The sequence below is a fragment of the Micrococcus sp. PSi08 genome, from assembly GCF_054960655.1.
The window spans coordinates 57,712-70,722 of the sequence record NZ_JBHNYP010000010.1; the positions used below are offsets into that span (position 1 = coordinate 57,712).

The window sequence follows — 13,011 nt, forward strand, 5'->3', positions numbered from 1 at the left end:
CCACCGAGGCGGACCTCATCCGCCAGGCGAAGAACATGCCCGCCGAGTGGCAGAACCTCGGCTACCACGAGCTCAACGCCATGCTGAACCTCTACGGCGCCGACGGTCGCATCCAGTTCGAGGCCGACCACGCGGCCGCGCGCCAGTACTTCCTGCAGCACGTCAACACCAACACGGTGTTCTTCCACGACCTGGAGGAGAAGCTCGACTACCTGCAGAAGAACGACTACTACGAGACCGAGACGTTCGAGCAGTACCCCTTCGAGTTCATCCGGGGCCTGTTCGATCGTGCCTACAAGGCCAAGTTCCGCTTCCCGACATTCCTCGGCGCGTTCAAGTTCTACACCTCGTACGCCCTGAAGACCTTCGACGGCAAGCGCTACCTCGAGCGCTACGAGGACCGCGTCGCCGTCGTCGCCCTCCACCTGGCCCGGGGCGACCAGGAGCTGGCCACCCACCTGGTGGACGAGATGATCGCCGGCCGCTTCCAGCCGGCCACCCCCACCTTCCTCAACTCGGGCAAGAAGCAGCGCGGCGAGCTCGTCTCCTGCTTCCTGCTGCGCATCGAGGACAACATGGAGTCGATCGCCCGCGGCATCAACTCCGCCCTGCAGCTGTCCAAGCGCGGCGGCGGCGTGGCCCTCTCGCTGACCAACATCCGCGAGCACGGCGCGCCCATCAAGCAGATCGAGAACCAGTCCTCCGGCGTCATCCCCGTGATGAAGCTCCTCGAGGACTCCTTCTCCTACGCCAACCAGCTCGGCGCGCGCCAGGGCGCCGGCGCGGTGTACCTCAACGCGCACCACCCGGACATCCACCGCTTCCTCGACACCAAGCGCGAGAACGCGGACGAGAAGATCCGCATCAAGACCCTCTCCCTCGGCGTCGTGATCCCGGACATCACGTTCCAGCTGGCGAAGAAGAACGAGGACATGTACCTGTTCTCGCCGTACGACGTCGAGCGCGTCTACGGGGTGCCGTTCTCCGAGATCTCCGTGACCGAGAAGTACTACGAGATGGTCGACGACGCGCGGATCAAGAAGACCAAGATCAACGCGCGCGAGTTCTTCCAGACCATCGCCGAGATCCAGTTCGAGTCCGGCTACCCGTACGTCGTGTTCGAGGACACCGTGAACGCCGCGAACCCGATCAAGGGCCGCATCACCATGTCCAACCTGTGCTCCGAGATCCTGCAGGTCTCCGAGGCCTCCGAGTACAACGAGGACCTGAGCTACGCCCACGTGGGCCAGGACATCTCCTGCAACCTCGGCTCGATGAACATCGCCAAGACCATGGACTCGCCGGACTTCGGCCGGTCCGTGGAGACCGCGATCCGTGCGCTGACGGCCGTGTCGGTCATGTCCGACATCCAGTCGGTGCCGTCCATCGCCAAGGGCAACGCCGCCTCCCACGCCATCGGCCTGGGGCAGATGAACCTCCACGGCTACCTGGCGCGCGAGCGCGTCCACTACGGCTCGGAGGAGGGCATCGACTTCACGAACATGTACTTCTACGCGGTGCTGTTCCACGCGCTGCGGGCCTCGAACCGGATCGCCATCGAGACCGGCCAGCGGTTCGGCGGGTTCGAGGACTCGAAGTACGCCTCCGGAGAGTTCTTCGACAAGTACACGGATCAGGAGTGGGCGCCCGCCACCGAGCGCGTCGCCGAGCTGTTCGCCGAGGCCGGCATCGCCCTGCCCACGCAGGACGACTGGCGTGAGCTGAAGGCCTCCGTCATGGAGCACGGCATCTTCAACCGCAACCTGCAGGCCGTCCCGCCGACGGGCTCGATCTCCTACATCAACAACTCGACCTCCTCGATCCACCCGGTGGCCTCGAAGATCGAGATCCGCAAGGAGGGCAAGCTCGGCCGCGTGTACTACCCGGCGCCGTACCTCACCAACGAGAACCTCGAGTACTACGAGGACGCGTACGAGATCGGCTACGAGAAGATCATCGACACGTACGCCGCGGCGACGCAGCACGTGGACCAGGGCCTGTCCCTGACGCTGTTCTTCAAGGACACGGCCACCACCCGTGACCTGAACCGCGCGCAGATCTACGCGTGGACGAAGGGCATCAAGACGATCTACTACATCCGCCTGCGCCAGCTCGCGCTGGAGGGCACCGAGGTCGAGGGCTGCGTGAGCTGCATGCTCTGACAGCCGGCCCTTCGTGGCGGGAAATCCCGCGTATTCCGCGCTTCTGAGCGCGGGTGCGCTCGATTTCCCGCCGCGAAGTGGAGCGGCGCGCCTGGCCGGGCGGGGCGGGCCCACGACGTCGTGAGCCCGGACCTGCCCGAGTGGCTGCCGCTGCCCCTGCGGGCCTAGACTGTCCCGGACCCGCGCCCCGCTGACCGTGCTCTCGAGAGCCCCCGGAATCCGCGGATTCTCAACGAATTCTTCTGAAGGATGTGCCCTGCCGTGACCGAGACCCAGCAGTCCCACCTCGTCGAGGCGATCAACTGGAACCGCATTCAGGACGAGAAGGACGTGGAGGTGTGGAACCGCCTCGTCAACAACTTCTGGCTGCCGGAGAAGGTGCCGCTGTCCAACGACGTCCAGTCCTGGTCCCACCTCACGGATGAGGAGCGGCTGCTCTCCATGCGCGTGTTCACGGGCCTGACCCTGCTGGACACGATCCAGGGCACCGTGGGCGCCGTCTCCCTCATCCCGGACGCCATGACCCCGCACGAGGAGGCCGTCCTCACGAACATCGCGTTCATGGAGTCGGTGCACGCGAAGTCGTACTCCTCGATCTTCTCCACGCTGGCCTCCACCCCGGAGATCGACGAGGCGTTCCGCTGGTCTCGTGAGAACCGGAACCTGCAGGCCAAGGCCCGCCTGATCGTGGAGCGCTATGACGGCCAGGATCCGTACAAGAAGAAGATCGCCTCCACCCTGCTCGAGTCCTTCCTCTTCTACTCGGGCTTCTACTGGCCCATGTACCTCTCCGGGCACGCCCGCCTCACCAACACCGCCGACCTGATCCGCCTGATCATCCGCGACGAGGCGGTGCACGGGTACTACATCGGCTACAAGTACCAGCGGAGCATCGAGACCCTGCCGGAGGAGAAGCGGGAGGAGCTCAAGGCGTTCACCTTCGAGCTGCTGTTCGAGCTGTACGAGAACGAGGTCGAGTACACCCATGACCTCTACGACGCCGTCGGTCTGGCCGAGGACGTGAAGAAGTTCCTGCACTACAACGCGAACAAGGCGCTGATGAACCTGGGCTACGAGCCCATGTTCCCGGCCGAGACCACGAACGTGAACCCCGCCATCCTCTCCGCGCTCTCCCCGAACTCGGACGAGAACCACGACTTCTTCTCCGGCTCCGGCTCCTCCTACGTGATCGGCAAGGCCGAGAACACCGAGGACGAGGACTGGGACTTCTGATCCCGTCCGCCTGAGCCCCGTCCCGACGACGGCCGGTCGCCTCCCCGCGGAGGCGCCCGGCCGTCGTCGTCTCGCGGGGGCATCACACGTCGACACCCGGGCCCGCAGTATGACGCTGCGCGTCACCGCCCTGCCCGATGGAGCGCACACGCTGCGATACGCTTGGGCCCAGCTTCAGGAGAAGCGGCTGTGGACCCCGCCTCGGCGGGTCCACGTGGTCCCACGACGAGCCGCTCGCCAACCCCATGTTCACGGGTGGCAACGGACCGAGAAGCGGCCTGCCTCCGCTGCGTGCAGACCCCTCGAGGGGAGCCCGCGGTGACTGGGGGACGGGCAAGAGCAGCGTTCGAAAGGATCCCGGCCTCCGGCTCGGGGCGTCTCTCGCCCCCCGCCCGCCGTGCTGTGCCCCGCGGGGAATCACCCACCGCACGGCCCACCCCGCACCGTTCCGCACCCGCCGTGCCCACCCGCGCCGGCGACGTCGCACCGTCCTCCAAGGAGAACCCCATGACGACCCCCTCGAACATCTCCCGCCGCTCCTTCGCCGGCCTGTCCCTGGCCGCCGTCGGCGCGTTCGCCCTGACCGCCTGCAACTCGCAGGCCGAGGAGAAGAGCGACGACGGCGCCCAGACCGTGCGCATCGGCGTCGTGTCCGAGAACGAGTCGCACCGCGCCCTGGTGAAGCTCGCGAAGGAGAAGCACGGCATCGACGTCGAGATCCGCAACTTCACCGAGTACACGCAGCCGAACCCGGCGCTGGACAACGGCGACATCGACATGAACTGGTTCCAGCACATCGCCTACTTGGCCGACTACAACCAGGCCTCCGGCAAGGACCTGACGATGATCGGGACCACCGAGATCATCCCGCTGCCCCTGTACTCCAAGAAGTACACGGACGTCTCCGAGTTCAAGAAGGGCGACACCGTCGCCATCCCGAACGACACCGTGAATCAGGCCCGTGCCATCAATGTGCTCGTCGCCGCCGGCCTGTTGAAGCTGTCCAATGAGACCATCCGCCCGGAGGTCCGCGACATCGACGAGGCCGCCTCCACCGTGACGGTGCAGCCCGTGGCCGCGCAGCAGACCGTGAACGCGCTCGAGTCCGTGCAGGGCGCGGTCATCAACAACACCTTCTCGGCGGACGCCGGCATCGACACGAACACCGCCCTGTTCAAGGACGACCCCGAGGACGACTCCGCCAAGCCGTACGTCAACGGCTTCGCCGTGCGTCGCGAGGACCGCGACAACGAGACCTACAAGAAGATCGCGGCCCTGTACCACGAGCAGCCCGTGCTGGATGAGTCCGCGAAGCTCTCCTCCGGCACGAGCGTGCCGGTGCAGCTCGACACCGCCCAGATCGACGAGACCCTGAAGCAGTACCAGGACGCGATCGCGAAGCAGGGCGCCTGATCCATGGCAGGTTCCCATACGTCCGACCGTGACGCGGTCACCCCGGGGCGCCCCTCCGCGGGCGCCCCGGGGGAGCCGGTCATCGTCTTCGACCACGTCAGCCGCGTCTACGCCGCCAAGAAGGGTGCCGGTGTGAAGGCCGTGGACGACGTCTCGCTCGCCGTGAACCGCGGCGAGGTCTTCGGCGTCATCGGCTTCTCCGGCGCCGGCAAGTCCACCCTGATCCGCATGATCAACGGGCTGGAGAAGCCGACGTCGGGCACCGTCACGGTGCTGGGCCAGCAGGTCTCCCATCTCTCCGAAGCGAAGCTGCGTCCGCTGCGCACCCGCATCGGCATGGTGTTCCAGCAGTTCAACCTGCTGACCTCCCGCACGGTGGCCGGGAACATCGAGTTCGCTCTGGACACGGCCGGCTGGCCGCGGTCCAAACGCCGCGCTCGCGTGGCGGAGCTGCTCGAGTTCGTCGGCCTGGCGGACAAGGCCAAGCACTACCCGGAGCAGCTCTCGGGCGGCCAGAAGCAGCGCGTCGGCATCGCCCGCGCCCTGGCCGCCGAGCCGGAGATCCTGCTCGCAGACGAGGCCACCAGCGCCCTGGATCCCTCGACGACGCACGAGGTGCTCTCCGTGCTGCGCCGCGTCAACGAGGAGCTCGGGGTCACGATCGTGGCCATCACCCACGAGATGGAGGTCATCCGCTCGATCGCCGACCGCGTCGCCGTGATGGACAGCGGCCGCGTGGTGGAGTCCGGCAAGGTCTACGACCTCTTCTCTCGGCCCGCCCACTCCGCCGACGCCGCGTCCTTCGTGGCCACGGCGCTCAAGGACCGGCCGAATGCCGAGGAGGTGGCCCGCATCCGGGCGCGCACCGAGGGTCGGCTGATCATGGTCTCGCTCAAGGACTCCGCCGCGGTCTCGGCGGTGCTCGGCACCGCATCGACGCGCGGCGTGGGCTTCGAGATCGTCCACGGCGGCATGTCCGCCACCAAGGACTCCGCGTACGGCCTGCTCACCGTGGCGCTCACGGGCGAGGCCGCCGCGGTGGACGCGTTTGTCGCGGACCTGGCCGGCGCCGGAGACGTGCAGGAGGTGCACCAGTGATCGACCGATTCCAGAACCTCGACTGGGGGTACTACGGCCCCGAGCTGATGACCGCCGTGGGGGACACCCTCTACATGGTCGGCTGGTCCTTCATCCTCGGCGGCATCCTCGGCCTGCTGGTCGGGCTCGTCCTCTACACCACGCGCCCGGGCGGCATCTTCGCCAACCGTGCCGTCTACCTGGTCACGAACTTCATCGTGAACCTCATCCGGCCCATCCCGTTCGTCATCCTCATCGCCGCCCTGCAGCCGCTGACCATCGCGGTGCTCGGCACCGGCATCGGCAACACCGCCGTGGTGTTCTGCATGATCTGGGCGTCCACGTTCGGCATCGCCCGCATCGTGGAGCAGAACCTCGTCTCGCTGGACCCCGGCGTGATCGAGGCCGCCCGCGCGATGGGCGCCTCCCGCATGCGGATCGTGCGCGCCGTGGTGCTGCCCGAGGCCCTCGGCCCGCTGATCCTCGGCTTCACGTTCGTGATCATCTCGCTCGTGGACATGTCCGCGATGGCGGGCATCATCGGCGGCGGCGGCGTCGGCAACTTCGCCATCGTGGAGGGCTACAACCGGTTCCGTCCGGAGGTCACCTGGCTGGCCGTGATCGTGGTGATCGTGTTCGTCCAGGCGCTGCAGCTGATCGGCAACGGCATCGCCCGCAAGGTCATGCGCCGCTGAACCCCGGCTCGGTCCGCACGACGACGGCCGGTGACATCCCGCGGGGACGTCACCGGCCGTCGTCGTCGTTCTGGCAGACTTCGGCCCATGACCGACATCACCTCCACCCCCGCGACCTCCGTCGCCGGCGATCCCCTGGCCTTCTACGTCCGCCTCGGCGAGCCCACCGTGGACGCCGACGGCGTCCGCACCTCCCGCGTGCGCTCCACCGTGCACGCCCAGGGCGCATGGCGGGAAGAGGAGATGCACATGGCCGCCGTCTCGGGCCTGCTGCTGCACGAGGTGGCTGCGCACGAGACCACTCCCGGGCTGCGGGTGGGACGGCTCTCCTACGACATCCTGGGCACGCTCTGGTCGGGCGAGCTCGAGGTGGTCACGCGCACCCTGCGTCCGGGCCGCACCATCGAGCTCGTCGAGTCCGTGCTCCACGCCCGGGGCCGCACCGTGCTGACCCTGCGCGCCTGGCTGCTGTCCACCTCGGACACCTCCGCCGTCGCCCAGCTGCCGGACGAGCCCCTCCCGCCGCGCTCGCAGGCGCAGTCGCACAACGCGCTCCACGGATGGGGAGGCGGGTACATCGCCTCCCTCGACGGCGTCGTCCTGCCCGGCCACGGGCCGGGCCACGGCCGGGTGTGGCTCACCACGGACCGCGAGATGGTGGCGGGGGAGAGCACGAGCGACCTGGTGCGCCTGATCAGCCTCACCGACGCGGCCAACGGGATCGCCCCGGCCCTGCCGGCGAAACCGGGCGGGTGGTTCTTCCCCAACGTGGACCTGCAGATCCACCTGTACCGCGAGCCCACCGGCCACTGGCTCGGCCTCGCGGGGCAGGTCACGGTGGGCCCGGACGGCGTGGGCCTGACCAGCACCGTCCTCCACGACGACGACGGCCCCTTCGCCCACGCCGAGCAGACCCTCACCCTGCGCTCCTGGCCGGCCGAGGGCGGCCTGTGAGCGCAGCTCCCCGGCTGCGCTGGGCCGTGCAGGAGCGGACCCTCGGGGCCGTCGAAGACCTCGACTGGGCCATGGACGAGCTGGCCGTCTTCCGCGCCGCCGCGGCCGAGGGAAGGGCCCTCGACGGCCTGATCCGCGTGTACGTGCCCGAACCGACGGTCGCGTTCGGCCAGCGCGACGCCCGGCTGCCCGGCTTCGAGGCCGCGGCCGCGGCGGCCCGCGCCCACGGCTTCGAGCCGGTGGTGCGCCGGGCCGGCGGACGGGCGGCGGCCTACCACCACGGCTGCCTGGTGGTGGACCACCTGAGCCAGCAGGAGGACGCGGCGCTCACGCAGCAGGCCCGGTTCGCGGAGTTCGCCGACCTGTTCGTGCGGGCGTTCGCGCGCATGGACGTGCCCGCCTCCGTGGGCGAGATTCCGGGGGAGTACTGCCCGGGCGAGTTCTCCGTGCAGGGTCCTGCGCCGACATACCCGGTGAAGCTGGCCGGCTCCGCGCAGCGGGTGGTGAAGGGGGCGTTCCTGTTCTCCACCCACGTGGTGGTGTCCGACCCCGCCCCGCTGCGGGCCGTGCTCGTCGACGTCTACCGGGAGCTCGGCCTGGACATGGACCCCCGCACGGCGGGCGCGGCCGAGGACGTGCGCCCCGGGGTGAGCGTCCCCGCGTTCGCCGTGGCCCTGCGGGAGGAGTACACGGCGTGGGCCGCCGCCGCCGGGCTCGAGGTCGTGGACGAGCAGCTCGCCGTCCTCACCGCGGGCACCGCCGGCTGAGGGCACGGGCGGCCCGGCTGCGGGCGGCCCGTCAGGCCGTGAGATCCGCGATGATCTCCCGCTTGCGTCGCGGGGTGAAGCCGGCCGCCACGGCCGCCGCCCGGCGCGCCGCGTCCGTCCGGTACAGGGACCAGCCCCGCTGCACGAGGAACGGCACCGGCTTGCGGCGTTCGGCGACATCGCGCACGAACCGGCGGGCCGCCGTCGTGGTCCGCGCCTGGTCGATGTACCAGGCCGCGTAGCGGACTCCGGCCCGGTCCAGGGCGGCGGGCATGCGCTCGGCGAAGATGCCCTCCGCCACGATCACCCCGCCCGGCTCGAGCGCGACGGTGCTGTGCCCGCGGACGGAGGACGTGGAGATTTCGTAGTCGGGCACGCGCGTGGCGCCCTCCTCGAGCAGTTCGACGACCGCGTCCACGGCCGCCTGCTCATCCCATGTTCCGGGGTGGTCCCAGTCGATCTCGCCATACGGGGTGCGCGGGAACACGGGGCCGGGCCCACCCGCGGCGCCATCGTCGGACTGCGGACGGTAGAACGCATCGAGCGAGAGGTGGGGCCGGCCGTGCCGCCGGGCCAGGTAGGACTTGCCGGAGCCCGACGCCCCGCCGAGCAGGATCACGGAAGGAGGGGGCGAGGCGGGGAGGATGGTCACGGGGGACCATTCTTCCCCACCTCGGCGCGTCCTCAGTGGCCGCGGTCGATCCACTCCTGCAGGTGCGGCTTCTCCGTGCCGATCGTGGTGGAGTCGCCGTGGCCGGTGTGGACCACGGTGGCCTCCGGCAGCGAGAGCAGGCGCTCGCGGATGGACTCGATGATCGTGTCGAAGTCCGAGTACGAGCGGCCGGTGGCGCCGGGCCCGCCCTGGAACAGGGTGTCGCCGGAGAACACGACGCCGGTCGGGGCGCCGTCGTCGCCGGCCTCGCCCAGGGCGGGGGCGTACAGGCAGACCGAGCCGGGGGAGTGACCGGGGGTGTGCAGCACCCGCAGCTCGACGCCGGCCACGCGCAGGACGTCGCCTTCGGCGAGCGCGCCATCGGGCTCCTCGTCGGGGAAGACGTCGTCCCAGAGCATGCGGTCGGCGGGGTGGAGCAGCGCGGGGGCGTCCACCATCTGGCGGAACTCCTGGACCTGGCGGATGTGGTCGTCGTGGCCGTGGGTGAGGACGATGGCCAGCACCTGGCGGCCGTTCACCTTCTTCCAGACGGCCGAGGCATCATGGGCCGGGTCGATGACGACGCACTGCTCCGCGCCGCCGACGATCCACACGTTGTTGTCCACGTCGAACGTCTCCCCGTCCAGGGAGAACGTGCCGGAGGTGACCACGTGATCGATGCGCGCCATCAGAGCACCACCACCGAGCGCAGGACGTCGCCGGACTTCATCGTCTCGAAGGCCTCGTTCACCTCGTCCAGGGCGATGGTCTCCGTGACGAACTCGTCCAGCGGCAGGCGGCCCAGGCGGTACTGGTCCACGAGCATCGGGAAGTCGCGCTCCGGCAGGCAGTCGCCGTACCACGAGGACTTCAGCGCGCCGCCGCGGCCGAAGACCTCCAGCAGGGGCAGCTTCAGCTCCATGCCGGGGGTGGGCACGCCCACCAGGACGACGCGGCCGGCCAGGTCCCGGGCGTAGAACGCCTGCTCGTAGGTCTCCGGGCGGCCGACCGCCTCGATGACCACGTCGGCGCCGAAGCCGCCGGTCGCCGCGCGGATGGCCTCCACGGGGTCCTCGTCCTTCGAGTTCACGGTGTGGGTGGCGCCGAGCTCCTCGGCCTTCGCGAGCTTCTTGGCGTCGATGTCCACCGCGATGATCGTGGTGGCGCCGGCGAGCTTCGCCCCGGCGATCGCGGCCACGCCGACGCCGCCGCAGCCGATCACGGCCACGGACTCACCGAGCTTGACCTCGCCGGTGTTGATGGCCGCGCCGATGCCGGCCATGATCCCGCAGCCGAGCAGGCCGACCGCGGCCTGTTCCTTGGGAGTGTCGACGCCGTCGACCTGGGTGCACTGCTTGGCGTGGACGAGCGTCTTGTCCGCGAACGCCCCGATGCCCAGGGCCGGGGACAGCTCCGTGCCGTCCTCGAGGGTCATCTTCTGGGTCGCGTTGTGGGTGTTGAAGCAGTACTTCGGCTCGCCCTTCCGGCACGCGCGGCACTCGCCGCACACGGCGCGCCAGTTGAGGATCACGGTGTCGCCGACCTTGACGTGGTCGACGCCCTCGCCGATCGCGGAGACCACACCCGTGGCCTCGTGGCCGAGCAGGTACGGGTACTCGTCCCCGATCCCGCCCTGCTGGTAGTGCAGATCCGTGTGGCAGACGCCGCAGGTCTTGATGTCGACGACGGCCTCGCCGGGTCCCGGATCGGGGATGACGATGGTCTCGACGGTGACGGGGGCGTCCTTCGCCATGGCGACGACGCCGCGGACCTTCTGGGACACGTTGTTCCTCCTGGTGGTGGGGATCTGCCCGATGCCGCGCATGCGTGGGGCGGCGCGACGTGCGGGCTCGTTCCGCCCATCCCACCACAGGACTCTGTGCGACGCATCAGTGAGAGGCCCGGGCCTGGGGTGTGGTGTCGCCGCGGCGGCCGGGGGAGACTGCAACCTGAGCCGCAACATCGATGTGAACGGAGGGGCGAACCGTGGCACGACATGGCAGAGACGAGGACGAGGCCCACGAGGCTCCAGCCGGGGCTCCGGCCGGTGCCGGCACGCTCGCTCAGTGGCGCATCCCACTGGTGGGGCTGCTGATCGGCGTCGGGCTGGGCGTGGTGTTCGGACTGGGCACCGAGAGGCCCTGGGGCACCGTGATCGGCTGCGCGATGATGGGCTTCGCCCTCGGCATCGCGTGGATGTATGTCGAGCGCGGCCGGGACGGGAGGGACCGCTGACGTGTGCGGCCGCTACGTGATGGCCCGTGCCACGAGCGACCTGGTGGCCCTGGGGGACGCCGAGACGAATGAGGAGCTGGTGCTGCGCCAGAGCTGGAACGTGGCGCCGACAGCCGAGGTGCCGATCCTCGTGGCGCATGCGGACGACGTCGGTGCCGGAGGCACCCGTGGGGGCGACGTCGGTGCCGGGGTGACCCGGCGGATCCACGTGGCACGCTGGGGCCTGGTGCCGCCGTGGGCGAAGGAGCTGTCCGTGGGGTCCCGTGCGTTCAACGCGCGCTCGGAGACCGTGGCCTCCAAGCCGACGTTCCGGGCCGCCGTCCGCGCTCGACGCTGCGCCGTGCCGGTGGAGGGCTACTACGAGTGGAAGACGCCGGAGCCTGGCGCCAAGGGTCCCGACGGGCGGGCCGCGAAGAAGCAGCCCTACTACGTGCACCCGGCCGGGGCCGGGGACGGCGAGGGGCCGGTCATCTGGTTCGCCGGCCTGTACGAGTGGTGGCAGGACCCCGAGGCCAAGGCCGCGGGGGAGGACGCCTGGGTCCTCTCGACGACGATCCTCACCATGGCCGCGCCCGACGCGGACGACGACGATCCGGTGCTCGCCGCACTCGGCCGGCTGCACGACCGGCTGCCCGTGCCCATGGACGCCGAGACGATGGGCCGGTGGCTCGCCCCGGACACGCTCGGGTCTGCCGAAGAAGCTGACGCCCTCGTGGGCGAGGTGTGCGCCGGCGCGTACGACGTCGCGGCGGGCTGGTCGCTGCGGCCCGTGGGGGGCGCCGTGGGGAATGTCCGGAACAACGGGCCGGAGCTGACCCAGGAGATGAGAGAGCAGCAGAGAACGCTGCTCTGAGGGACGGGGCGACGGGGATGACCTGCCCGTGAGGCGCGGGAACGCGGTGCCGCGGCACCGTGATCGGATCGAGACGGATCCGAGACCGTCCTGAACTCCCCCTGAGAATGGGCTCTGCGTAGCGTGGATGTCACCGGGCCGGCGCGAGCGCCGCATCTTTTGGAGGGGTGCCACAGTGAGGCCGGAGACGGTCATCTCCTGTTCACCCTGTCCGTGGACGGCACCCCGGTGGCCGCCGCTCTCTACGACGAGACCGCCGGCACTCCGGAGGGCAACAGAGGCCCCTCTGCCGGGCTCGTCTACGCGTGGGGCGAGCACAGCCTGGCCGACCCCGTGTTCGGGGACTACCCCGAGCGGTTCCTCACGCTGGAGCACGCCGAGCCGGGCGTGCTGCTGCCGTTCCGGCCCGAAGGCCTGGGCGACGACGTGGCGGTCGCGGAACTCTCGTGGGGTCCGCGCTGGGGTGCCCTCTGGCGCGACACCACGGTGGACTCCTTCACCGGGTTTCACTACCTCGCCGACGCGACATACCCGACCGACGACCGCCTCGTCCTCGACTGGTCGCTGGACGGGATGACCAAGAGTGAGGACGTCATCATCACCCAGGACGCGGCGCGGTCCGACGTCTTCGCGCTCGTCGAGTTGCTCGCGGACGGGCAGAAGCCCCGGGCCCTGAACGTGCCGGCGGGGGAGGACGCCCCGTCTCCCGGCGAGGCGGACCCGGTGCCGCCCGCCGAGCAGGAGCCCGTCGACACTCCGGCGCCCGTGGCCGGGGAGGAGCCGGGAGAGGGAACGGGCGGGGAGGAGACCCACACGACCCCGGACACGGTCGAGACCGGGCGTGAGGTTCCGGCGGGCGCGCTCGGAGCGCTCGCGGCCCTCGGCGCGGGACTCGTGCTCATGGCCCGGGGGCGGGTGCGCCGGGTCTGACACACCCGGCCGACGAGGGGGCCGCGGGGCGGTGGACGGG

13 protein-coding genes are annotated in these 13,011 nt (G+C 70.0%); 10 read left to right on the top strand and 3 right to left on the bottom strand.

Translation table 11 applies throughout. The features are described 5' to 3' along the window. Positions 1-35 precede the first annotated feature (35 nt). The 7 genes from nrdE (at position 36) to ACFI33_RS04995 (ending at position 8,301) form a co-directional block, all read left to right on the top strand. On the top strand, positions 36-2,162 hold the full coding sequence (gene nrdE / locus ACFI33_RS04965) for a class 1b ribonucleoside-diphosphate reductase subunit alpha (RefSeq protein WP_180537555.1): 2,127 nt from the start codon (positions 36-38) through the stop codon (positions 2,160-2,162). Positions 2,163-2,411: 249 nt separating this feature from the next. Further along, on the top strand, positions 2,412-3,395 hold the full coding sequence (nrdF, locus tag ACFI33_RS04970; RefSeq protein ID WP_152743901.1) for a class 1b ribonucleoside-diphosphate reductase subunit beta: 984 nt from the start codon (positions 2,412-2,414) through the stop codon (positions 3,393-3,395). Between the two features lie 507 nt (positions 3,396-3,902). After that, complete coding sequence (locus tag ACFI33_RS04975; RefSeq protein WP_073115374.1) at positions 3,903-4,808, top strand: MetQ/NlpA family ABC transporter substrate-binding protein; 906 nt, start codon at positions 3,903-3,905, stop codon at positions 4,806-4,808. Between the two features lie 3 nt (positions 4,809-4,811). Then, entirely contained in the window at positions 4,812-5,906 is a 1,095-nt protein-coding gene (locus ACFI33_RS04980) for a methionine ABC transporter ATP-binding protein (RefSeq protein ID WP_078026103.1), read from the top strand. Then, positions 5,903-6,580 carry a methionine ABC transporter permease gene (locus ACFI33_RS04985; RefSeq protein ID WP_036313181.1) on the top strand — a complete coding sequence of 226 codons (678 nt, stop codon included), beginning with the start codon at positions 5,903-5,905 and terminating at the stop codon, positions 6,578-6,580. Before ACFI33_RS04980 ends, ACFI33_RS04985 begins: the two co-directional genes overlap by 4 nt. Positions 6,581-6,667: 87 nt before the next feature. After that, a complete protein-coding gene (locus tag ACFI33_RS04990; RefSeq protein ID WP_036313183.1) occupies positions 6,668-7,534 on the top strand; it encodes a thioesterase family protein in 867 nt (288 codons plus the stop codon). Continuing rightward, the gene (locus tag ACFI33_RS04995) at positions 7,531-8,301 is read left to right on the top strand and encodes a lipoate--protein ligase family protein (RefSeq protein ID WP_119217326.1); all 771 of its coding nucleotides are present in this window, start codon (positions 7,531-7,533) and stop codon (positions 8,299-8,301) included. Before ACFI33_RS04990 ends, ACFI33_RS04995 begins: the two co-directional genes overlap by 4 nt. 31 nt (positions 8,302-8,332) lie before the next feature. Here the strand turns inward: ACFI33_RS04995 and ACFI33_RS05000 are convergent, their stop codons facing one another. The 3 genes from ACFI33_RS05000 to ACFI33_RS05010 are packed head-to-tail and all read right to left on the bottom strand — an operon-like array spanning position 8,333 to position 10,736. Further along, positions 8,333-8,953, bottom strand: coding sequence for a uridine kinase family protein (locus ACFI33_RS05000; protein WP_336647245.1), 621 nt, complete (start codon positions 8,951-8,953; stop codon positions 8,333-8,335). A gap of 32 nt (positions 8,954-8,985) precedes the next feature. Continuing rightward, positions 8,986-9,642, bottom strand: coding sequence for an MBL fold metallo-hydrolase (locus tag ACFI33_RS05005; RefSeq protein ID WP_336647246.1), 657 nt, complete (start codon positions 9,640-9,642; stop codon positions 8,986-8,988). After that, the gene (locus ACFI33_RS05010; RefSeq protein WP_078026248.1) at positions 9,642-10,736 is read right to left on the bottom strand and encodes an S-(hydroxymethyl)mycothiol dehydrogenase; all 1,095 of its coding nucleotides are present in this window, start codon (positions 10,734-10,736) and stop codon (positions 9,642-9,644) included. Before ACFI33_RS05010 ends, ACFI33_RS05005 begins: the two co-directional genes overlap by 1 nt. A gap of 203 nt (positions 10,737-10,939) precedes the next feature. Between ACFI33_RS05010 and ACFI33_RS05015 the strand changes: the two genes are divergently transcribed. The 3 genes from ACFI33_RS05015 (at position 10,940) to ACFI33_RS05025 (ending at position 12,971) form a co-directional block, all read left to right on the top strand. Continuing rightward, on the top strand, positions 10,940-11,188 hold the full coding sequence (locus ACFI33_RS05015; RefSeq protein WP_036313195.1) for a hypothetical protein: 249 nt from the start codon (positions 10,940-10,942) through the stop codon (positions 11,186-11,188). A 1-nt stretch (position 11,189) separates the two neighbouring features. Next, positions 11,190-12,041 (top strand): SOS response-associated peptidase, encoded by an 852-nt coding sequence (locus ACFI33_RS05020; protein ID WP_036338961.1) that lies wholly within the window; start codon positions 11,190-11,192, stop codon positions 12,039-12,041. A gap of 213 nt (positions 12,042-12,254) precedes the next feature. Then, positions 12,255-12,971 (top strand): hypothetical protein, encoded by a 717-nt coding sequence (locus ACFI33_RS05025; protein WP_260840448.1) that lies wholly within the window; start codon positions 12,255-12,257, stop codon positions 12,969-12,971. Positions 12,972-13,011: the final 40 nt, after the last annotated feature.

Bases quoted from the DNA above. Each gene is read 5' to 3' on its own strand.
- ACFI33_RS05005 (WP_336647246.1), bottom strand. From the start codon at position 9,642: ATGGCGCGCATCGATCACGTGGTCACCTCCGGCACGTTCTCCCTGGAC.
- ACFI33_RS04990 (WP_036313183.1), top strand. From the start codon at position 6,668: ATGACCGACATCACCTCCACCCCCGCGACCTCCGTCGCCGGCGATCCC.
- ACFI33_RS04980 (WP_078026103.1), top strand. From the start codon at position 4,812: ATGGCAGGTTCCCATACGTCCGACCGTGACGCGGTCACCCCGGGGCGC.
- nrdE (WP_180537555.1), top strand. From the start codon at position 36: ATGCCCGCCGAGTGGCAGAACCTCGGCTACCACGAGCTCAACGCCATG.
- ACFI33_RS04975 (WP_073115374.1), top strand. From the start codon at position 3,903: ATGACGACCCCCTCGAACATCTCCCGCCGCTCCTTCGCCGGCCTGTCC.
- nrdF (WP_152743901.1), top strand. From the start codon at position 2,412: ATGTGCCCTGCCGTGACCGAGACCCAGCAGTCCCACCTCGTCGAGGCG.